Here is a 20,930-nt window from a genome sequence, read left to right as displayed (position 1 = left end):
TTGTTGGCTCAACAATCGTGCAGGCCCGGGTCGGCGACGGGGCCGCCGAAGGCATCGCCCAGCGCATCGGCGGCCGCCTGCACCACCGGGATGACGCGGTCGTAGGCCATGCGGGTCGGGCCAATCACGCCGAGCACGCCCAGCACGCGCCCGGCGGCGCCGTAGGACGCGGTGACCAGCGACACGCCTTCCAGCGGCGCCAGGCCGGTTTCCTCGCCGATGAAGATGCGTACACCCGGCGCCTGCACGGTGCGCTCGAGCAGCTGCAGTATCTCGCGCTTGCGGGCGAACGCCTCGAACAGCTCGCGCAGGCGGTCGACATCGGCCAGCTCCTGCACGCCCATCAGACGGGTCTGGCCGGCCAGCACCATGTCGTCGTGCCCCGGCAACAGCACCTGCTCGGCCAGCTCGATCGACTGGCTCAGCAGCACCTGCATCTCGGCCTGGGCATTGCGAAGCTCGGCCAGCAGCGTGGCGCGGATATCGGCGACGGCACGACCGGCGAAATGGGCGTTCAAGTAGTTGCCGACCCGTTCCAGCTCGCCGGGCTCGAACGGACGCCGGGTCTGGATGATGCGGTTCTGGACCTCGTTGTCGGCGAACACCAGGATCGCCAGCACCCGCTGGGTGTCGAGCGGCACGAACTCGATGCGCCGGAACGCGAACTGCTCGCGTCGCGGCACGCTGACCACGCCGACGAAGTGGGTCATCGCCGACAGCAGCTCCGACGCGCTGCCAAGCAGCGCCTGGGTGCCGCCTCCGGCCGGAAGCTCTCCGCGCAGGCGGGCGATCTCGCCGTCCGGCAGCGGGCGAACCTGCAGCAGGGAGTCGACGAACAACCGGTAGCCCTGCGCGGTGGGGATGCGACCGGCCGAGGCATGCGGCGCGCTGAGCAGGCCGACTTCCTCGAGGTCGGCGAGGATGCTGCGGATGGTGGCTGGGCTGACATCCAGCCCGGCATGCCGCGCCAGGGTTTGCGAACCGACCGGCTCGCCGCTATGGATGTAGCGGCCGATCAGCGTGCGCAGCAGTTGGCGCGCACGCGGGTCGAGGCTGGGGTCGGGGCTGCAATGGCGGTTCATGCCCGTCGATATAGGTCCGCACCGGCCCCGGCGCAAGCCGTCGGCGTTGCGGGCGGTCGCGCCACTGCGGTCGCATCCCTTGCGACAGCCATCCCGTATTCATCCCCGTCCGCCATCCCCACCCGCCCCCCATCGACCCGCCGGCTTGGCCTTGTCATCGACCACCGGCACAATCGGCACCGCATGCTTACCCATCTCTCCCTGAAGCATTTCGCCGTGGTCGACGCCGCCGAGCTCACGTTCGGGCCCGGCCTGACCGTCATCTCCGGTGAGACCGGCGCCGGCAAGTCCCTGCTGGTCGATGCGCTTGGCCTGCTGTCGGGCCTGCGCGCCGACAGCGGCGTGGTCCGCCATGGCGCGCAGCGCGCCGAGCTCTCGGCCGGGTTCAGCCTCGACGATGCGCCGCTCGCCCTGGAGTGGTTGCGCGGCAACGAACTCGACGAGGACGACGGCAATTGCCAACTGCGCCGGGTGATCCGTGCCGACGGCGGCTCGCGGGCCTGGATCAACGGCCGGCCGGCAACCATCGGGCAGTTATCGGAACTGGCCGGCCTGCTGGTCGAGATCCACGGCCAGCACGAACAACAGGCGCTGCTGTCGCGTCCCAGCCAGCTGGCGTTGCTGGATGCGTTCGGGCGCACCGACGGCGAACGCGCCGTCGTCGCCAGCGCCGCGCAGTCCTGGTCGGCGTTGCTCCGGGAGCGAGACGCGCTGGTCGCGCAAGGCGATGTCAGTGACCGGATCGGCTGGCTCGAACACCAGTTCAACGAGCTGGACCGCGAAAACCTCGAGGCCGACGCGATCGCGCAGTTGCTGGCCGATCACCGTCGCCATGCGCACGCCACCGGCCTGATCGCCGCTTGCGACGCGGCATTCGCGCGCCTGGGCGATGACGAAGGCCCGTCGTTGTCGCGCTCGATGCAGCAGGTGCGCGGCGATCTGCAGCGCGTCAGCGAGCACGAGCCGCGGCTGGTCGAGGTGGACACGCTGCTCGACAACGCCGCGATCCAGCTCGACGAGGCCGTGGCGCTGCTCGATCGCGTGCGCAGCGACCTGGACCTGGACCCCGCCGTGTTCGAACAACTGGAGCGCCGCCTGGGCCGTCTCCACGAGCTCGGCCGCAAGCACCGCGTCACACCCGAGCAACTGTCGGACACGCGCGCTTCCATCGCCAACGAGCTCGATCAGCTGCGCGGTGCCGACGAGCGCCTGCAGGTGCTGGATCTGGAAATCGCCTCGTTCGCCGGCGCCTGGCGCGACGCCGCCGCGCAGCTCACCGCGGCGCGCCACAAGGCGGCGACCTCGTTGTCGGCCAGCACCACCGCGCTGATCGACGAGCTCGGCATGGGCGGCGGCCGGTTCGAGATCGTGCTCGAACCCGTCGACGGCGATCGCCCGGACCCGCAGGGCGCCGAACGCGTGGAGTTCATGGTGGCCGCCAATCCGGGCCAGCCGGCACGGCCGTTGCGCAAGGTCGCGTCGGGCGGCGAACTGTCGCGCATCTCGCTGGCCATCGAGGTGGCCGCGATCGGCCTGGATGCGGTGCCGACGATGGTGTTCGACGAGGTCGACTCTGGCATCGGTGGCGGGGTGGCCGAGGTTGTCGGCCAGAAGCTGCGCGCGCTGGGTCGCGAGCGACAGGTGCTGTGCGTGACCCACCTGCCGCAGGTCGCGGCGCAGGGTCATGCGCACTACCGCGTCAGCAAGGCCAAGAGCGAGGGCCTGACGCAAAGCGCCGTGCAGGCGCTCGACACGGCGGCACGCGAGCAGGAGCTGGCGCGCATGCTGGGCGGCGTGGAGGTGGGCAAGGAAGCGATTGCCGCCGCGCGCGCCTTCCTGCACAAGGCCGCCGCCGAACCGTAATGCCACGGGGCGTCATCGCGGCGGTGTCGTCGCGTGTCGCTTCGCAATGGACACGGGCTCGGATGTCGACGCGACACCCGGCCCGGCATCGCCGCGTCGCCGAGGCGCGCGGCAGGCGCGCTCGGCAGGTGCTCCGGGCTCAGCGCTTGCGACGGACGTACAGGACCAGCGAGTGCGCCTCGATCTCGTAGCCGTGCTCGGCAGCGATGCGGCTCTGCAGCCGTTCGATCTCGTCGCTTTCGAACTCGATGATCTTGCCGGTGTCGATATCGACCATGTGATCGTGGTGCTCGCCACGGTCGAGCTCGTAGACCGACTGCCCGGCCTCGAAGTTGTGCTTGAGTACCAGGCCTGCGGCTTCGAACTGCGTCAGCACGCGATAGACCGTGGCCAGGCCGATGTCCTCACCCTGATCCAGCAGCAGGCGGTAGATGTCCTCGGCGGTCATGTGCCGCGGCTTGGCCTGCTCGAGCAGCTGCAGCACCCGCATGCGCGGATGGGTGACCTTGAGTCCGACATTGCGCAAATCCTGCGATTCCATCTCGGCTCCGTGGGCGATGTGTGGGTTCGGAATGAAGTTGGGCGGCCGGCTGTGGGCCCCTGGCAGCCGGCCGGCTCGACGGTGCATCCGACTCGCGAATGAACGCGAAGGGCTCCGGGGCGATTGGCTGCGGCTTCAGTGTATCATCGGTCCGATATCCGACTGCCGCGAAAACCAGATGCGAAAGCTCGTGCTCGTCCTCTCCGTCGCCCTGCTCACTGCCGGTTGCGGCGTGGTCTACCGTCAGCCGATCTACCAGGGCAACCTGCTCGAGAAGACTTCGGTCGACCAGTTGCAGGCGGGCATGGCCAAGCAGCAGGTGCTGTTGCTGCTCGGCACACCGTCCATCGCCGATCCGAACCACCCCAATCGGTGGGACTACACGTCCAGTCAGCGCACCGGTCGCCTGGCGCACACCGAGGTCAAGAACCTCACCCTGTACTTCGACGGTGACACCCTGAGCCGTTGGGAAGGCGACTACTTCCCCGAGCAGGACAAGGAAATCGCCGACAGCTCGGTGCGCCAGTTCGGTCGCAACCTGGCCAAGGACAAGACCAAGGGCCGCGGCGGCCGCTGAGCCGCTCCGGCTGCGGGCGCCCTACCCCCGTCAGCGAATTCTCCGCAGGGCCCCCACGCGCGGGCCCACGCAACGCCTCGCTCGCCCGATCGCCCAGCCGCGTTCAACGCGGACGCGTGCCCTGCTGCGCGCGCCGGCGGCGCGCCTGCTTGGGATCGATGGTCAACGGTCGCAGGAGTTCGATGCGATCGCCGTCGTGCAGCACCGTGGTGCGCGATGCACGCTCGCCGAACACCGCACAGGCATCATCGGCGGCTGCGAATCCAGGCCGTTCACTGGCCGCGCGATCGAGCGCATCGCCGACATTGCCGCCCTCGACAAGCTCGACCCACAGCGACTCGAAGCGCTGGGGCCAGGCCTTGATGAGTTCCACTTTCACCGCGGGCCTCAGGCGTCCTCGCCGCTGTCGGCGACGCGGACGAAGTCATCGACCATCCGGTCGGCCAGGCTCTGGAAGCCGATCGCCATCGCCGGTCCGAGCAGTTTGACGCTCGGCTCGAACTCCAGTGTCAGCGTGACCTTGCACGCCGACTCGTCGAGCGCGTGGAACTCCCACCGCCCGCCCAGGCTGCGGAACGGCCCATCGACCAGCTTCAGCGTGATGTGGTGCGGCGGCGCCAGCGTGTTCTCGGTGGTGAACCAGGTCCGCAGCGCACCCAGGCCCAGGTCCAGGCGCGCGACCATGCGTTGCTCGTTCGACTCCAGCACGTGCGCGGTATCGCACCAGTCAAACCGGCGGGGATAGGCGGCGACGTTGTTGACCAACGCGAACATGCGCGCGGCGGAGTGCTCGACAAGGGCGGATCGACGAATGCTTGGCATGGAGGTATCGCAGCGGGGCCATCATCGGGGACAATGGCGGAATGGCTAAGGGTATTCCGACAAAAAGCACGAGCGGCAAGTCCGGCAAGGATAAAGGAAAGGCCGGCGGCGGCACGATCGCGCTCAACAAGCGCGCGCGCCACGACTATCACCTCGAGGAGTGCTTCGAAGCCGGCCTCGCGCTGCAGGGCTGGGAGCTCAAGGCGATCCGAGCCGGGCGCGCCAACATCACCGAAAGCTACGCGATGATCCGCGAAGGCGAGATGTTCCTGTACGGCGCCCAGATCACCCCGCTGATCTCGGCATCCACCCACGTGGTCCCGGAAGAGCGCCGCGCCCGCAAGATGCTGATGCACCGCAACGAGATCGACAACCTGATCGGCCGCATCCAGCGCGACGGTTACACGGTGGTGCTCACGTCGATGTACTGGAAGGGCAACAAGGTCAAGGCCGAGATCGCGCTGGCCAAGGGCAAGCAGGCCCACGACAAGCGTCAGGCCAGCAAGGATCGCGATTGGGCGCGCGAGAAGCAGCGCGTGATGCGCAAGCACAACAAGGACTCGTAATCGCCGACGAGCCGCGCGCTAGGCGCGGCTCACACGCAGCTCCTGCCCGGCCGACGCGCCCATCAGCCTGTCGGCAGCACGAAATAGAACGCGGCCCCCTCGCCCACCTGCCCCACGGCGCGGATCGTGCCGCCGTGCCGCTCGACGATCCGCTTGACCGTCGCCAGGCCGATGCCGTGACCGGTGAACTCCTCTTCGCCGTGCAGGCGCTGGAATGGGCGGAACAGCTTGTCGACGAACACCTGGTCGAAGCCCGCGCCGTTGTCGCGCACGAAGAACTCCCACCCGCCAGCGACCTGCTGCCGGCCGAACTCGATGCGCGCGTCGGACCGCCCACGCGTGAACTTCCAGGCGTTGCCGAGCAGGTTGCCGAGCAGGTTCCTCAGCAGCACGGCGTCGCCATCCACTCCCATTCCCGGCGCAATGACGACCTGCGGCTGGTGCTGCGGATCGCCTGCACGAAGCTCGTCGACAACTTCCTCCGCGAGACGGCTCATGTCGATGGACACCGGCTTGACGTCGCTGCGCGACACCCGCGTCATCTGCAGCAGCGCGTCGATCAGCTCGCCCATGCGCGCCGCCGCACGTCGCACACGGCCAAGGTAGCCGCGCCCGTCCTCGTCGATCCGGTCGGCGTAGCGTTCGGCCAGCACCCGGCTGAAGCCGTCGATCGCGCGCAGCGGCGCCCGCAGGTCGTGTGACACGCTGTAGGCGAACGTTTCAAGCTCGTAATTGGCCAGGCTCAACTCGCGCGTGCGTAGCGCCACGCGCGCCTCCAGCGTGCGATTGAGCGAGTGCACGCGAGCCTCCGCACGCAATCGCTCGGTGACATCTTCGACCTGCACCAGACCGGCGATGTCCTGGCCAATGTTGCCTGGCAACGGTGCGTAGGTCAGATGCGCGTCCCGCGGCTCGCCCCCACCGCGATGCAGCCGGCGCGTGGTTCGATGCACGCCGTTCTCATCGGTTTCGCCGCTGACGTTGTCGCCATCGCCGTGCTCGAACAAGGTCTCGAAGGGAACCCCCACCAGCGCCGAGGGCGACACGGCGACGATCGCGCCCAATGCCTGGTTGGCCTCGACGATGCACCCGTCACCGTCGAGCAGGGCCTTGCCGATGGCCGAGTACTGCATCGCCGTGCGGAAGCGCAGCTCGCTGCGACGGTAGTCCTCCGTGAGTCGCGTGGCGATCGCGAGCGCGCGCGCCTCGGTGCGCGCAAGCACCCAGGCGATGGCATACATCAACAGCGCCGCGAACAGTCCCAAGGCAAGTGTGTTCTGCAGCGACCGCAGGCGCGGTGCGGCGCGATCGAGAGGTGGCGAGGCGAAATCCATCCGCCAGCGGCGCCCGTACATCTCGATGACCTCGTGATGGAAGAACGCCGGGGACTCGCTCCGTCGCGCCCCGCTCGTCTCGTACACGGGCATCGTCACGCCATCGGTGACGTCGGTGATGCGGAACACCGGGGCCTGGTGGATACCGCGCAAGGCCATCCGGACGAAGGGCGTCATCTGCACGGGCACGTACACCCACCCCTGCATCGATTCGCGCCGCGCCGCCACGGTCATCGGGAGGTCGCCGGCACGGTAGATCGGCACGTACAGCAGCAGCGCCGGGGGCGCTGAGGCAGCGTTCTGGACCAGGCCCACCGGCGCGGTGAGGCGCGCCGTCCCGGTTTCCATCGCCGCTTCCATGGCCGCGCGTCGTGCAGGCTCGGCGTACATGTCGTAGCCGATCACCGCGGCGTTCCCCGACGTTCGCGGCTCCAGGTAGAGGATGGGTCCGTACACGGGGCGAAGCCCGCGCGGCCAGACTTCCAGCATGCCGTAGCCGGAATCGCGCCAGTCCAACTGCACGCCGGCCAGGCGGGATTGCGGCACATATGCGGCGAAGCCCAGGCCGACCATTCCGGGAAAGCGCAGCTCGATCTGCATGTTGGTGGCGTAAGCACGCCATTGCGTCGGCGTTGGCCTTGCCAGCGAAGCAAACAGCGAGCCGCCGCCGCGAGCCACCAGTTCGCAATTGAGCATCCGCTGCTGCAGGCGGCCGGCGATATCCTGGCTGGAGACCACGAACTCCGCCTGCGCTGCGACCAGCTCGCGGTCATAGGCGTTTCGCCACAGCGCCAGTACCAGCATCACGGTGCCCACCAGCACGGCCAGCGCGAGCACATGGCCACGCCACGAGCCGCGGTCTCCGGCAGATGAAGTTGGGTCAATCGGCTCGTCAGGCGACATTGACGCAGGATACTCGCCACCGTGGCGATGCGGTGCCATGAACCGTCGCGCACGGCGGGCTTGAGTCCGCGCGATACGTCCCTATACTGGCGTGGTCAGCGAACAAGACGTTCCCCGGGGGTGCACTGGCTTCGACGGGGGTTGCAAAGTCGCTTGGCGCATGCCGAGGGGGTAGCTTTCCTCGTTAATCCAGCTGCAAAACTCTAGTTGCCAACGACGACAACTACGCTCTCGCCGCTTAAGGCGTAAGCCCCGAAACTGCTTGTGTCCGTGCTCGCAGCGTAGGGTCATCATCACGGAATCGCCGGGAGTGGCTGCCTGTCAGCATCCGGTTAACCCAAAGCAGGCTGGCCCCCGGATGCGCTTTGCGCACCGTGCTGTTCGGGGGCGAGATCCAACGGTGAGCTAAGCATGTAGTGCCGGGGATGGAGTGCCTTCGGACGGGGGTTCAATTCCCCCCACCTCCACCATTTACGCAGTACCGCAAACAGATCAGGCCGGAACCCGCAGGGGCTCCGGCCTTTTTTGTGTCCGATGCTGTGCCATGCCATCCGAGGCAACCGGGGGCATCGTTGGGGCAAAGGGCATATGCGCCAGCGAAGTTGGCCCCGAAAGGCCTTGACCGACGCAGCCATCCGCAAGGTAAAGCCCACCGACAAGCCCCAGCGCCTTCTCGATGGCGGCGGCTTGTACCCGGAAGTGTCCCCGGCTGGGGGCAAGTGGTGGCGTTTGAAGTACCGCCACCTCGGCAAGGAAAAGCGCCTGTCGCTGGGCACCTATCCCGATACCAGCCTGGCCGACGCGCGCGGCAAGCGAGGCATAACCGGCGCGGGCGCCTAACGCCTGGATTAAGCCGAGCCGCTAAGCGGCTTCGGCTTGAATGAATTGTTAGGGCTCATTGCTGCGCTGCTTGGCAATGTAGGGCAGCGCGAACAAGTACAGTCCCGTAAGCAGCATGACTGCGAGTGGTGGCAGTGGCGAGTAGGTAATCCAAGGCGACGGCTCTGCGCCCCCTGTCTGCGCCCGAGCAACAAAGTTGGCAATGACCGTCAAAGTGAAAACGATGGACAACCAGCGGTGGGTCAGTCGAACAAGTCTGTTCCAGTTCAATGGGATCTCCGATGAAGGCATGCCGCTAGTAGTTTAGGTGGCGCCGGTTTGAACGAATTGTCAGGCGTCGCATTTTAGACACTCATGACGTTGCTCCGCATAGATTTTTAGTGACTGCATAGTTCGAGGAAGCCCCTGACGAACTTGCTTGGCAACGTTTGGGCCGAACAGGAAGGCAAGGAGACCACTGAACCACACGCGATGAGTTACTTCAGAACCAGTCGCAATTGGAATGACCGTGTGCTCGAAGTGCATTCGGAACAGGGGGATGTACCCCTCTACTGTGAAAGATCGACCCTCGGTTCGCTCCGTGACAACCATTGGCACTCCCATTCCTTTTCTGGGCACTATCCGGCCCTTTGCTCCAACTGCGAATGACCCACCGAGTTGGGCCTTCTTCGTGTCTGGATCCCAAAGATGCCATTGATCGACCTCGCTCCAAATTTGGTCAATGACGACAGGCGGGACTGCGATTTGAACGCGTTCTTCGATGTGCATAAGTGCAAAGGAAATGGGTGGGGATGAGTTGAGACGCCTAACGCCTGAACTAGGCCGACCCGCAACGCACGAACCGGGACCAACGACACATTTGAACCAAGTAACAAGGCGGGTTCGGCTTGAATGAATTGTTAGCGGCATTCTGACGCCCAAGCCGCGCCCTGGATAACGTCGCCAGAAATAGGATGGCAGGCGTTAGAAGGGAGAATGCGAGGAGGTCATTGACCCACGGTGACAGCAGCGTCTGTGCGCTGACAAGACCGCAGACTGAACCAAAGAGGGCTGATTGAAGCGGATGTTTTAGTGGTGGCCAGCCCGCAAGCTTTGCAACTGAGAGCTTCCGGCTGTTCCACCCCGCCATCGCCATCGGCCACACCGAACACAATCCGGTTGCCCACTTGCATGGCGCCCTGCCCTGCCATGACTTGTTTGGCGGCAACAAGCAGATCCGCTACTCGCAGATCTCTGGACATTGCTCTCCAGTGCCGCCCGGGCCGGAATAACAAGGGCCGCCAGGGCCCGCATAACAGGCACCGCCCGGCCCCGAGTAGGCAGCGCCACCGGGGGCGTCATAAGCAGGGCCGCCCGGGCCGTCATACCTAGGCCCACCAGGGCCGTTGTAACGCGGACCGCCCGGACCGTCATAAACAGCGCCACCGGGGCCGTTGTACTCACGACCGCCAGGACCGGCATAGCAGGCACCACCCGGGCCGCGATAAGCAGGCCCGCCCGGGCCGTCGTAAGCAGCGCCTCCGGGGCCCGCGTAGCACGGGCCGCCAGGGCCTGAATAGCCTTTGCAGTTGCAAACATCTCTTGGTGCGGCTGACTTGGACGGTGCACCAACTGCACCAACGTGACCGAACAACATCAGAACAACAAGCAGCTTCAAAGACTTCATCGCGAACTCTCCATTTTCCGCCTAATGCTTAACGCCCGACATTATGCCGAGCCGCAAACGCGGCTTCGGCTTGAATGAACGACCACGATGCGCTCGCTTGCAACCTTGAGCCCGAGGCCCACAATCTTCACTAGCGCCCTGACGCCCGAGTTAAGCCGAGCCGCGAGGGGCTTCGGCTTGAACGAATGGTTAGGTCCCAACCAGATCACCCGGCACCACGAAAGATGAGCCGAACGTTACGCCAGAGAGCCCAATGAGCTGTCAGGCCATATTTGCGATCTTTGGCAGGTAGAAGTATGCGACTAGCAAGGTCATTACACAGAAGAAGGCCAAGAAATAGTTTACGGCAGCGATCATGGTGACCGCGAACGTCTTGCTCTCTCGCGCACGGCGCGAACGCCAGAAGTACAGTCCAGCCGCGATTGAGATTGCTGCGGCGAGACCGAGGGCTGCAGGTGCCGAGCCGAGCCAGGCTGCGTGCGTGGTCGCGATGGTTGGGACTACCGGCCCAAAGCTCGCCAGATGCGCTTGCGGATAGACGGCAAGGACGCGGGAGATGAGGCCAGCAGTCGTCCCAATTGCGACCAAGCTGCTGATGTATATCCAGACGCTAAGAACGATTCGTATCATGGGGCAAAACGCCTGAATTTGAACCGGGCCGCGAAACGGCTTCTTGTTGTTATCTGCCATCCGCAAGGCCCTTGTATGCGACATCCCTCGCATCTTGACGACCGCCTAAGCGACCATCCGATCCGAGAGTAAACAAGACAAAGCCACTGCCATTGTTTAGAGGACGATAGTAGAAGGACGCGTTCCATGGATCCAACAAATCAGCAGACCGGGCGTAGGGCCCCATCTTGCCAGGCACGGTCAACTCACGCAGGTCATTGGGAACGGTGCCAGTGTGCTCGCGAAATTGTTCGATCTTGGCGCCAAGAATTTCAAGTTGTGCACGGGCGCGATGACTGAGATGGTTTGGGCTGTCATGAATAGATCCAACTACGCGTAGCGAGACCCATGCGACGATGGCCGCGATCACAACGGAGATTGCGAGGATCCTTCTAATGACAGCTATCCCCAGAAATCGAGCCAGCCGCGAGCAGGCTTCGAGATGAACGAACTGCCAGCCTGATCACCCTTGGCAATGCCCTTCACGTTCAAGTTTTGCATACGCATCTCGATCAATCTGATACAGATGCGAGCAAACGAGTCCGGAAAAGTAGTCGTCAAACACATCCATTGCTTCACTTCTGTTTGGCAGGTTTACCAGGACGCAGTTGCCAGACATGTAACTTACGATGACCCTTTGCTCGTTGGCATCAAGCGCCCTGAAGAATGTCCCCGAATCGCGCATGAACTCACTGGTTTTCACCGCGGCACTGAACTTCTGACCAAGAGGCGAATCAATGAAGCTGATGCACCGATCAACATCAGACTCCGCGACCTGTTTTTGGTAAACATCCGAAAGCCTAGCTGCCAAGTCATCGAAGTTGACCTGGCTGACAATCGATCTCATCTTTTGCTTCGTCGAGTCGCTTTGTTGCTGGTTGCGCTCAATGAAGCCTTCCATGATTCTTCTTGAATTAACCACTTCGAGTGAATATTTTATCACGCGCGTGGATTTTTCGTGCATGGATTGCGCGGAGACAGTGGCGGAGATGAGCGCGAGAGCCATGAAGACGGTTGCCAAGTTAAGTCTATTCACGAAATTCTTTCCAATTCAGCCAAACGCCCGAATCAAGTCGAGCCGCGAAGCGGCTTTGGCTTGAATGAATTCTTAGAGGGCATCTGCGTGTGCCAGCGGTTAACTTCATGCAATTTACCGATATAGCTTCGCTCACCTGTGACGATGGCGGACTGAACGAAGAAATCAAAGCAAACGATACGACCGCGGGCGGTAGGAAGCAGGTCAGTGCGGATCTTTGCTGTGACCGTTGCCGCGGCAATGGCTTGCAATGGAATTTGATGAACGCTGAGGCGATGAGCAAGCCAGCTCGCGAGCTCACCGGCAACGTAGAGCTGAAGGTCTCCCGCGATGTCGTGGGACGCGGACCCGGAGAGTGCGTCGATTGAGAGCGTTCCATCCGGAAGCACTGCCAACACCTCAAGGTCGTCGCCCATGCGCCAGCCGACAAGCATCTGGCAAAGAGTGTTGGCGAGGTCTTGGATGATTTTGCGACGCACCGTCTGGGTCCACCAACGCCTGAACTATGCCGAGCCGCGAAGCGGCTTTGGCTTGATTGAATTGTCAACGGTCAGTTCTGCACTGTCCCAATATGGCCACGAGAGCTGGACGCAGCTTCGAAGCCGTTTCGGCATTGGATTGCGAGGCGGCCGTTGTCAACGCATTACCTGCTTCTGAAGTGGAGAAGGAGTTTGCCTGCTCCACCTCTGATGCAGTGAGCTCAATTGGTGAGTCTGTCTTTTTGCCATTTACGAACAAAACTTGCTGTAGCGTGACTTGGTTGTACTTGGCAGCAAATGGCGTCGAATAGAAGCGATCCGCGTCTGCAAGCTGCTTTTCGGACAGCTGTTGGCGAAGCAGCTCCTCGAACATTCCGGAGAGGGCGTAGTCATCCAGCTGGAGAACACACTCTCGATCCCAGCCGGGGTCGCTGGATGTCCCGTGAACTACAGCAAGTTTGGCGCTGCCAATTGCGACAAAGGAGAGCGCCCGAGCCGCCGGACCTGGCGTCGCAGCACTTGGTTGTTGCTCCCTCGCAATCGAAACGAAGGAGAGGAGCGATAATGCAAAAGCACACATGAGGCGATACATTTTAGTGACCCCTAACGCCCGACCTGAACCGAGCCACGATGCGGCTTCGACTTGAATGACTTGTTAGGCCTCGCTGCCAAGCCCTAGCCTATGGGGCAGCAGATCGAGGCCGGGGTACTTGTGGCTAACGCGACCCACTGCTGCCGCCGGGGTTACATCTCTTAGCCATCTCTACAAACCATGGGATTTCGCCGGGTAGATTGCTAAAGAGGCCACAGCATTGCGAAATCCAGAGCACTGCAGGGTACACAACGTCAATTTCCTTGTCTGCCGCCACGTCAAGCAGCAACTCCGCGCCGATCTGACCACAGCTCATCGGCGAAAGCGTTTCGGCGAGACATATGCGCCAAGCCGTACTCTCATGTTTCCATGTCGTGTTTAACTTCCTCCAGTCTTCCTGGGAGAACTTCCCAATCAACTCGCAAGCGAGGTCGTGTCCGTCAATCCAGCAAAGATCGCGCGGTCTCGAGTTCGGGGATCAGGTCGCGAACGCGTGAGATCTCAAGGAGCCAATCTGCACCATGCGGGCGCTCCCACGAGCCCCGAATGTCGCTTCTCAGGAGAATTTCGTGCAGATCGGAAAGCATGCCGCGCCCTAATGCCTGGAATTAGGCCGAGCCGCGAAACGGCTTCGGATTGAATAGGCTGTCAGACGTCCGCCAGCTCCAGACAACCGCTGCCTTCAAAGACGTGGCTCAGCGCCTCCTGCAGTGCGAGGTGCTCGGCCGGACCTAGCTGGAAGGAAATGGAAAGCCGCTCCATGCCGCCCAAGGCTTCTGACGCCTCCGCGTCGAACGTGACCTCGGCACCGTCAGGCTTGAGCAAGAAACGCGTAATACCGCCGTAGCCGGAATTTTCCTGGCTGCACCACTCTACGTGAAACGTGTCCATGCCGAGCTCAACGTCCTGCTCGTCGTGCTCGAATGCGCGTTGGAGCATCAGATAGTGCTGGGTATCAAATTCCTGGTCAGCAAATCCGACCAGGTAGCACTCGCCGTCGGGATCTTCGACCGCCACGCACTTTGCATCAAACGCGAATGAGCTCATTCCGACGCCTGACGTCCAGATGGATCCGCGCCGCGAAGCGGCTTCGGCTTGAACGAATTGTCGTGCCGCACCGGGATTACTTGGCAGCGGCGCCTTCGGCGGGCTCGCTGGGCTTCTCGGGAGCAGGCTTCGCTTCCTCGGCGCCAATCGGCTTCACCTCCGCATATTTCATGTTGTCAAAGTGCTTGGCCTCCTCCTCCCGCTCGGCCTGTGCCTGAGCGGAGTTCAAGTCGAGGTCATTGCCGCCGCCGCAGGCGGAAAGCGTCACAGCCAGAACGACAGCACCCAGGACTGCGAGCGAATTTGCCTTGACCGACATGAACCAAGCTCCTGTTGTGTGAGATTGCCAACCCAAGTTTGCGCAGCCTAAGGCAACGTTGGGGGCAACTTCCAATGTTTTGAAAGCCGGCGCGAACCGGGCGTCTCCGGCCGGTGCCAGGTAGCCCTACCCCACCTCGCAGTTCCGCAAACAGATCAGGCCGGAGCCCGCAGGGGCTCCGGCCTGATCTAAGGCCGCGCGGGATTCGGGTGGACTCACCCGAGCCCCACTACGACCGATTGGCTGCCCCGTCATCGGGACAGCCAGACCCGGATCACGCCGCCGAAGATTCCGCCAGCGGCATCGGGTCGCGCCGACGACGCAGGAAGACCGGCGCCAGCAGCGTGATCAGGAACAGCGACATCGCGCCGCTCAGCGACAGAGCCATCGCCACCAGTGCGCCCAGGTGCACGATCGGGGTGAACTCCGACAGCAGCAAGGTCAGGAACCCCAGCGAGAACACCAGCACGTTGAACACGATCGACTGGCCGCTGTGGCGAACGGCATGCAGCAACGCGTCGTCGAGCGACAGGCCGAGCTCGTCGCGCGCGATGCCGATGCGGTGCAGGAAATGCACCGAGTAGTCGACGATGCCGACGATCAGGAACGAAATGATGGCGGTGCCGATGTTGAGATCGATCCCGAACAGCGCCATGAAGCCGTAGTAGCAGACCATCGTCGCAGCCAGTGGCAGCGTCGCCAGCACGCCCTGCGGCACCGAGCGCAGCCACAGCACCAGCACCAGCGCCACCGCCGCCAGCGCCAGCAACGCGCTGTTGAGCTGGCCCTTGATGATCTCGTGCAGCACGCCGGTCCAGATCACCGGGCTGCCGCCGATCTTGACCTCGACGCCGGCCGGCTTGTTCTTGGCGAGCCACCCGTGCAGCGCGTCCAGCAGTGCCTGGTAATCCGACGCGCGGGTGGTGTTCATCGTGAACATCGTGACCGCACGCGAGAAGTCGCGGTTGAGCACGTTGGTCAGGTCCGAACCGCCGCCGTTCTCGTACATCAGCACCGATTGCGCGACCAGGTCGTCTCCCTTGACCTGCTCGACCGTGGTCACGCCGGTGTCGGGGTCCGTGCTGGACACCGGCTCACTCGCCGCCGGGAGGCGGTCGTAGGCTGGGTCCATGTCGTGCATGACCAGGTTCATGCGCTTGATGTAGCGCGCCAGCGAGTAGCTGTAGGTCACGTTGGGCTGGCTGGCGAGGAACCGGTCGAGCCCGTCGATGAAGCGCACCTGCTCCAGCGTGAGCACGCCGCCGGGCTGGCCGGTGGCCACCTCGATCCACCCGGGACTGGTGCCGGCGATATGGCGATTGACGAAATCGTCGGCCTTGCGGAACGGGTTGTCGGCCGCAAAGTAGCCCGAACCGGCGTCCTCGACGTGCACCCGCGTGGTCATGAAACCGGCGCCCGCGATCAGCAGCGCAAACGCGACGCCGAACGCGGCGCGGTGGGCCACCACCTTGCGAAACACCGATTCGAGCGCGGTGCCCAGCCACTCGTGGCGCGCGCGACTGCCACCCGATGTCGCCTTCGCCTGCGCGATCTCGACACGCTTGCGCAGGCTTCGGTCACCGAACAGGTTGATCCACGCCGGCACCAGTAGCAATGCGATCAGCTGTGCGAACGCGAGCCCGCAGGCCATGTACAGGCCGAAGGAGCGGATGCTGGAGATGTTGGTCGAGGTGGAGAGCAGGAAACCGGCGGTGGTGGTCACCGTGGTCAGCAGCACCGGCGAGACCATCACCTGCATGGTCCGACGCGCCGCTTCGCGGGCCGTTCCGCCCTGCGCGCGCTGGGTGTAGTACTCGCTCATCATGTGGATGGCGTCGGCGCCGCAGATGGTGATCAGGAACACCGGCAACACGCTGGTGATCAGGTCCAGCGGTGCGTGGTTGATCGCCATCAGGCCCAGCGTCCAGAGCGCGGCGATGATCACATTGGCCAACGGCAGGATCACGCCAAGCGGGCGCCGGAAGAACAGCACCAGGATCGCCGCGACCACCAGGATCACCAACGGGAACAGTGTTCCCATGTCCCGGTCGACGAGCTTCTTCTGCTCGGCGATGAAAATCGGTACGCCGGCGATGTGGGTGTCGTTGGCGGCGGCGAACGTCGGGTGCTCGCGGCGGTAGTCGTCGACGATCTTCTCGAACGCCTGGTAGGCGCGCAGCTGACCCTCGGCGTCCTCCTGCTTGATGTACAGCTCGACCACCACCAACGCCACCTTGGCATCGGCCGAGACCGCGCCATTGATCATCATGGCGTTGCCCATCACCTCCTCGCGGATCAACGCCGGATCGGTGGTCTTGTCGGCCAGTGCGGTACGCACCACCAGCACGCCATCACGCGCGACCATGTTTTCGGTCGCGGCCATGCCGGCCAGTTCCTTGATCGGGTTGATCCGACGCGGGAAAAAGTCGACGAAACTGCGTTCGGCAGCGGACAACGGCAGCTTCGCGGCAAGCGCCGGCAGTTTGTCGGCCTCCGCGAAATCATTCTGGGTCAGGCCGTCGGCAAGGATCGCGTCGATGGTCGTGCGCCACTGCGGTGCGGCGGCACCATAGCGGTCACGCAGAGCTTCGAGCTGCGCCTTGTCGGCATCGTTGACCAGCAGCATCCGTCGCGACGACGCGGTCATGTCGTAGACCGCGTCGAGCGTGTCGCGGTTGAACACGCCGTCCTTGTTGTGGATGGCGATCAATGCCGCGTCATACGTGCCGGTGAACTCGTCCTGCATCTCCAGCAGGGTCTTGCGTGCCGGGTGGCTATCGGGCAACAGGTAGGGGTTGCTGTCGGCGGTGAGCTTGGGCAACTGCAGCACGAAGAACACCGTCACCACCAGCAACGCGGCCAGTATCCAGGCCGCGTAGCGTTCAACGAACCGCAGGTAGGTCTGCATCGCCGACTCCGGTCTTGAGAATGGATTGCGCGAACAGCTTGTCGGCCAGGCCGACGTCGTAGCGCACGTTGCTGAACACCAGGCTGGAGCGCTTGTTGCTGACGCGGTCGTGCATGTCGCTCTGCATCACCGTCCAGATGCCACCGACCTGCTCGACGCGTGCCACGTCCATCTGCTTGAACAGGATTCCCTTGGCGTCGTAGTAGGTCTGCTTCAGGACCACGTTGGTCGCCTTGTCCACCCACACGACCGTCTTGTGATAACCGGTTCGCGCGATCACCTCGTCGTTGACCGGCGTGCGTTCCACGGTCCAGCAGGCACGACCGAGCACGGTCGCCTCGCCGGTGGTGCGCTGGCGGTAGTCGGTGACACGCAGCTTCTCCAGATCGATGTAGGAGAACTCGCTGCCCATGAAGCTGCCGCGCTTGTCGGCCGAGGCGATGCGACGCACCTGGCGAAACGCCGGCAGGTAGATCCACTGGTCGTCGCTGCGCCCGGCGCGCTCGTCGTAGGTGAAGCTCTGGAAGCCCACGCCGCGCACGTCGTTGGGCGTGGTGAAGTACAGCGTCAGTTTTTCGTCGGCGCCGTAGTCCTTCTGCAGGTAGCGCAGCTCGCGCACCCGGCGGCCGCCGCGTTCGTCGACCAGCACCAGCTTGACGTCGGAGTACACATCCCGGCCGTCGTTTCGGGCACGGACCGCGCGCATCAGGGTGTCGGCGTTGGGAGCGGCCGCCGGCGGCGCGGTGCCGGCCGCCGCGGCGACGCCGGCGCCGGCCAACAGCGCGGCGGTCAGCAGGGTCTTGCGGATGTTCATCGTGGTTCTCCTTGTCTTCGCATGGGGTCGCGGCGGGCCGCGTTCAGAACTGGCGACGCAGCTCCAGGCGCAGACGATCGCGCTCCCGGAACTGACCAAAGAAGCCGGTGTCGGCGCCGTCGAGCAGGTCGAGATTGGCTTCGACCTGCCAGTGATCGTTGAACTGGTAGGCACTGCGCCATTGCAGCCACGCACCGTCGCCGGCCTGCGGCATCACGGTGTAGGCAAGGCGATGGCTCATCCGTCCGGCATGGCTGCTGCCGGTCGCCGACAGGCTGAGAACGGCGGCGCGCTCGGTCGTGGCCATCGCGGCATCCCACGACGCGATGTGCCGGTCGCTGGCCTGCGCGGACAGCACCCAGTCGCGCCACTGGTAGTCGAGCCCCACCAGCAGGTTTGTCGTTGCCGCGCGACGCGGCGACGTGCCACCGAGATCGGACACGGGCGCGTCTGGCGACCAGGTGGCCTCGCCACGCGCAACCCAGCCGCCATCGAATGCATAGGCGAGCCCGGCGCCCACGGTGGCGTGGCGACGAAACTGCCCGCGTACCGCGGGCTGCACCGGGTCGTCCAGTTCGAGCGCGTAGACCGGATCGTCGTTGTAGCCGGTGTAGCCCAACAGACTGATGTCGAGCGCGCCTCGCGTGGTCGACAGCTGCACGCCGGCCTCGCCCGCCGTACCGTCGCGGCGCGGTCGTCGCGCGTCGCGCGTCACCAGGCCGGTCGCGGCGAATCGCGCATCGATGCCCAGATCGTAGGCAGATCCGGTCGCGGCGTAGTCGTGCGGCGTGAAGTACGGCTGCCACAGTGCTTCCACCGTCCAGTCGCCTGCGGTGCCCAGCGCTCGCACCATCGGCGTCGCGATGCGGTACTCACCCAGATCGGGCAAGACGAAGTCGCGCAGGTCGAGCGGATTGACCAGGTCGAACACGCGCAGGTTGTCGGCCCTGCCCCACACCACCTGCTGCAGCCCGGCCGAAACCTGCCAGCTGCCGATGTCCCGCGACAGGTACAGCTCGCGCCAGTCAGCATCGCTGCGGTACGCGTCGCAGGTGGCGTCGCTCCAGCGGTCGTCGCAGGCGGCGGCGTTGTAGCGATAGCGACCTTCGGCGCGCAGTTGCACCCCACCACCGAGCGAGGCCTGGTGGGCGATCTTTACGGTGACGCCGCGCTCGTAGGCATCGCCACCGCGCCCCTGCGAGACGACGCCGCTGACCGAGCCGTTGAAGGCGTGCACCGGGAGCGCCACGGACGAGGCTCCCGCGACCATGCCGGCAAGCAATGCCAGCCGCGTCACATGCCGCACGTCGCACCCCCATCGACCACGAACCCCTGGGCCGTGACGCCCGCCGCAGCGGCGGTCGCCAGGTAGGTCACCATCGCGGCGACTTCTTCCTCGCGAACGAAGCGTTTGAGCGGCACCTGGCGACGCGCATTGCGCAGCACCTGCTCTGGCGCACTGCCCAGGTGCTGCGCCTGGGTTGCCAGCTCGCGGCGCAGCATCGGCGTGTCCACCCAGCCCGGCAACACGGCGTTGACGGTGATGCCACGCGCCGCCAGGTCGAGGGCCAGCGCCTTCGTGTAGCCCAGCAGGCCATGTTTCGACGCGCAGTAGGCGGTATTGCGCACCTTGCCCACGCGGCCCAGTACCGAGGCGATGTTGATGATCCGCGCGCCGCCGCCCATCCGCTCCAGGCACGCAGCGGTGAGCTGAACCGGCGCGTCGAGATTGATCGTCATCACCTGTCGCCAGGTGGCGTCATCGTCCGGCTCGTTCTCCGGGGCGATGCCGGCGTTGTTGACCAGCACGTCGATGCCACCCAGTGACTGCAACATCGGTCGCAGCTGGGCAAGCCACGCGTCGCCGGCGAAATCGACGACCAGGATCGTGACATCGGCACCGCGTTCGCGGCACTCCTGCGCCAGGCAGGCCAAGGCATCGGCCTCACGATCGAGCAGCAGCAGGCGTTGCCCCGGTCCCGCGAAGCCACGCGCGATGGCAGCGCCGATGCCCATTGCCGCCCCGGTGACCACGACGGTGCGGGCGCTGTCGGCAGGCGCGTTCATGCCATCTTCAAGCCACCGTCGAGATGCAGGATCTCGCCGGTGACGTATTGGTTGCGAGGGCTTGCGAGGTACAGCACCGCGTCGGCGACCTCCTCCGGCGTGGCGTAACGCTTGAGCAGCAGGCGCGAGAGGATCTCCTCCTCACCGTGCTCGCGAACACGCGCGGACATCTCGGTCTCGATTACGCCCGGCGCCACGGCATTGACCAGCACGCCACGCGGCGCCAGCTCGACGGCCAATGCCTTGGTGAACGCCTCCAGCCCGCCCTTGGCCGCGGCGTAGTTGGCCTGGCCGCGCCCGGGCTTGCTGGCCGCCGACGAGGAGATGTTGACGATGCGCCCGTAGCGACGGCGCAGCATGGTCATCGCCACCGCGCGGGTCAGCCGGATCGGTGCCAGCAGGTTGGTGTCGATCACCTCCGTTAGTTCGGCATCGCTCATCGCCAGCAGCAGGTTGTCGCGGGTTACGCCGGCGTTGTTGACCAGGATGTCGAGGCGTTCGAAATCGTTGTCGAATGCCTGGGCGAGCTGCTCGACCCCACCTTCGGCGGCCAGATCGGCGCGGTAGCAACAGACGCGCCGGCCCAGTGCACGGATGTGGTCGGCGACCTCGGCGGCCAACACTTCGTCGGAGCGGTAGTGCAGCGCGATGTCGGCGCCCTCGGCAGCAAACCGCAGCGCGATCGCACGACCAATGCCGCGGCTCGCGCCGGTGACCAGGGCCACCTGCCCTGCGAGGACACCCGAGGGAACCTCGGACCGAGCAACCCGAGTTGCGTCATCGAATTGGGCGTTCATGGCATGGG

General features: G+C 64.6%; 24 protein-coding genes and 1 other RNA gene. 5 read left to right on the top strand and 20 right to left on the bottom strand.

Annotated elements, in window-relative coordinates; all coding sequences use genetic code 11:
- Window positions 1-8: 8 nt before the first annotated feature.
- Window positions 9-1,082 (bottom strand): heat-inducible transcriptional repressor HrcA, encoded by a 1,074-nt coding sequence (gene hrcA, locus EER27_RS06630; RefSeq protein ID WP_123087211.1) that lies wholly within the window; start codon window positions 1,080-1,082, stop codon window positions 9-11.
- A gap of 183 nt (window positions 1,083-1,265) precedes the next feature.
- Here hrcA and recN point away from each other — a divergent pair, with 183 nt between their 5' ends.
- Window positions 1,266-2,945 (top strand): DNA repair protein RecN, encoded by a 1,680-nt coding sequence (recN, locus tag EER27_RS06625; RefSeq protein ID WP_123087210.1) that lies wholly within the window; start codon window positions 1,266-1,268, stop codon window positions 2,943-2,945.
- Between the two features lie 139 nt (window positions 2,946-3,084).
- Here the strand turns inward: recN and fur are convergent, their stop codons facing one another.
- Window positions 3,085-3,486 (bottom strand): ferric iron uptake transcriptional regulator, encoded by a 402-nt coding sequence (gene fur / locus EER27_RS06620; RefSeq protein ID WP_123087209.1) that lies wholly within the window; start codon window positions 3,484-3,486, stop codon window positions 3,085-3,087.
- Window positions 3,487-3,664: 178 nt separating this feature from the next.
- Here fur and EER27_RS06615 point away from each other — a divergent pair, with 178 nt between their 5' ends.
- Window positions 3,665-4,063 carry an outer membrane protein assembly factor BamE gene (locus EER27_RS06615; RefSeq protein ID WP_123087208.1) on the top strand — a complete coding sequence of 133 codons (399 nt, stop codon included), beginning with the start codon at window positions 3,665-3,667 and terminating at the stop codon, window positions 4,061-4,063.
- A 103-nt stretch (window positions 4,064-4,166) separates the two neighbouring features.
- On the opposite strand, the gene EER27_RS06610 is transcribed toward EER27_RS06615, so the two are convergent.
- A complete protein-coding gene (locus EER27_RS06610; RefSeq protein ID WP_123087207.1) occupies window positions 4,167-4,442 on the bottom strand; it encodes an RnfH family protein in 276 nt (91 codons plus the stop codon).
- An 8-nt stretch (window positions 4,443-4,450) separates the two neighbouring features.
- Complete coding sequence (locus tag EER27_RS06605; protein ID WP_123087206.1) at window positions 4,451-4,885, bottom strand: type II toxin-antitoxin system RatA family toxin; 435 nt, start codon at window positions 4,883-4,885, stop codon at window positions 4,451-4,453.
- Between the two features lie 41 nt (window positions 4,886-4,926).
- Between EER27_RS06605 and smpB the strand changes: the two genes are divergently transcribed.
- The gene (gene smpB, locus EER27_RS06600) at window positions 4,927-5,451 is read left to right on the top strand and encodes an SsrA-binding protein SmpB (RefSeq protein WP_123087205.1); all 525 of its coding nucleotides are present in this window, start codon (window positions 4,927-4,929) and stop codon (window positions 5,449-5,451) included.
- Window positions 5,452-5,513: 62 nt separating this feature from the next.
- Here the strand turns inward: smpB and EER27_RS06595 are convergent, their stop codons facing one another.
- Window positions 5,514-7,688, bottom strand: coding sequence for a CHASE domain-containing protein (locus EER27_RS06595; protein ID WP_190285676.1), 2,175 nt, complete (start codon window positions 7,686-7,688; stop codon window positions 5,514-5,516).
- Window positions 7,689-7,804: 116 nt separating this feature from the next.
- Here EER27_RS06595 and ssrA point away from each other — a divergent pair.
- Together ssrA and EER27_RS06585 are read left to right on the top strand one after the other, a co-directional pair.
- Window positions 7,805-8,158, top strand: a transfer-messenger RNA (tmRNA) gene (gene ssrA, locus EER27_RS06590).
- Window positions 8,159-8,306: 148 nt separating this feature from the next.
- Window positions 8,307-8,528, top strand: a complete 222-nt coding sequence (locus tag EER27_RS06585) for an Arm DNA-binding domain-containing protein (protein WP_317843121.1) — start codon at window positions 8,307-8,309, stop codon at window positions 8,526-8,528.
- Window positions 8,529-8,576: 48 nt separating this feature from the next.
- Here EER27_RS06585 and EER27_RS17290 read toward each other — a convergent pair whose 3' ends face one another.
- The 15 genes from EER27_RS17290 to fabG form a co-directional block, all read right to left on the bottom strand.
- Entirely contained in the window at window positions 8,577-8,819 is a 243-nt protein-coding gene (locus EER27_RS17290) for a hypothetical protein (protein ID WP_123087202.1), read from the bottom strand.
- 39 nt (window positions 8,820-8,858) lie between these two features.
- On the bottom strand, window positions 8,859-9,296 hold the full coding sequence (locus EER27_RS17565; protein WP_123087201.1) for an SRPBCC family protein: 438 nt from the start codon (window positions 9,294-9,296) through the stop codon (window positions 8,859-8,861).
- Between the two features lie 218 nt (window positions 9,297-9,514).
- A complete protein-coding gene (locus EER27_RS16905) occupies window positions 9,515-9,769 on the bottom strand; it encodes a hypothetical protein (RefSeq protein WP_148040969.1) in 255 nt (84 codons plus the stop codon).
- Window positions 9,770-10,455: 686 nt separating this feature from the next.
- Window positions 10,456-10,884, bottom strand: a complete 429-nt coding sequence (locus EER27_RS06565; RefSeq protein WP_148040968.1) for a hypothetical protein — start codon at window positions 10,882-10,884, stop codon at window positions 10,456-10,458.
- Window positions 10,874-11,233, bottom strand: a complete 360-nt coding sequence (locus EER27_RS17560; RefSeq protein WP_190285675.1) for a type II secretion system protein GspG — start codon at window positions 11,231-11,233, stop codon at window positions 10,874-10,876. The genes EER27_RS06565 and EER27_RS17560 overlap by 11 nt, the downstream gene beginning before the upstream one ends.
- Window positions 11,234-11,326: 93 nt before the next feature.
- Window positions 11,327-11,884: a DUF2059 domain-containing protein gene (locus EER27_RS06555; RefSeq protein ID WP_148040967.1), complete on the bottom strand. Its 558-nt coding sequence runs from the start codon at window positions 11,882-11,884 to the stop codon at window positions 11,327-11,329.
- 47 nt (window positions 11,885-11,931) lie between these two features.
- Window positions 11,932-12,378, bottom strand: coding sequence for a hypothetical protein (locus EER27_RS06550; RefSeq protein ID WP_148040966.1), 447 nt, complete (start codon window positions 12,376-12,378; stop codon window positions 11,932-11,934).
- A gap of 64 nt (window positions 12,379-12,442) precedes the next feature.
- Complete coding sequence (locus EER27_RS16900; RefSeq protein ID WP_148040965.1) at window positions 12,443-12,970, bottom strand: hypothetical protein; 528 nt, start codon at window positions 12,968-12,970, stop codon at window positions 12,443-12,445.
- Between the two features lie 648 nt (window positions 12,971-13,618).
- Window positions 13,619-14,017, bottom strand: a complete 399-nt coding sequence (locus EER27_RS06545; RefSeq protein WP_123087195.1) for an Imm10 family immunity protein — start codon at window positions 14,015-14,017, stop codon at window positions 13,619-13,621.
- A gap of 76 nt (window positions 14,018-14,093) precedes the next feature.
- Window positions 14,094-14,336, bottom strand: a complete 243-nt coding sequence (locus EER27_RS06540) for a hypothetical protein (protein WP_123087194.1) — start codon at window positions 14,334-14,336, stop codon at window positions 14,094-14,096.
- Between the two features lie 274 nt (window positions 14,337-14,610).
- Complete coding sequence (locus tag EER27_RS06535; RefSeq protein ID WP_123087193.1) at window positions 14,611-17,244, bottom strand: efflux RND transporter permease subunit; 2,634 nt, start codon at window positions 17,242-17,244, stop codon at window positions 14,611-14,613.
- On the bottom strand, window positions 17,219-18,058 hold the full coding sequence (locus EER27_RS06530; RefSeq protein WP_123087192.1) for an outer membrane lipoprotein-sorting protein: 840 nt from the start codon (window positions 18,056-18,058) through the stop codon (window positions 17,219-17,221). Before EER27_RS06530 ends, EER27_RS06535 begins: the two co-directional genes overlap by 26 nt.
- Window positions 18,059-18,101: 43 nt before the next feature.
- Window positions 18,102-19,364, bottom strand: coding sequence for a DUF1302 family protein (locus tag EER27_RS06525; protein WP_148040964.1), 1,263 nt, complete (start codon window positions 19,362-19,364; stop codon window positions 18,102-18,104).
- Window positions 19,352-20,125, bottom strand: a complete 774-nt coding sequence (locus EER27_RS06520; protein WP_123087190.1) for an SDR family NAD(P)-dependent oxidoreductase — start codon at window positions 20,123-20,125, stop codon at window positions 19,352-19,354. The genes EER27_RS06525 and EER27_RS06520 overlap by 13 nt, the downstream gene beginning before the upstream one ends.
- Window positions 20,122-20,922, bottom strand: coding sequence for a 3-oxoacyl-ACP reductase FabG (gene fabG / locus EER27_RS06515; RefSeq protein ID WP_123087189.1), 801 nt, complete (start codon window positions 20,920-20,922; stop codon window positions 20,122-20,124). Before fabG ends, EER27_RS06520 begins: the two co-directional genes overlap by 4 nt.
- Window positions 20,923-20,930: the final 8 nt, after the last annotated feature.

This window comes from Montanilutibacter psychrotolerans, assembly GCF_003719825.1.
GTDB lineage: Bacteria > Pseudomonadota > Gammaproteobacteria > Xanthomonadales > Xanthomonadaceae > Montanilutibacter > Montanilutibacter psychrotolerans.
This window is presented reverse-complemented; position numbering and strand designations above follow the sequence as displayed.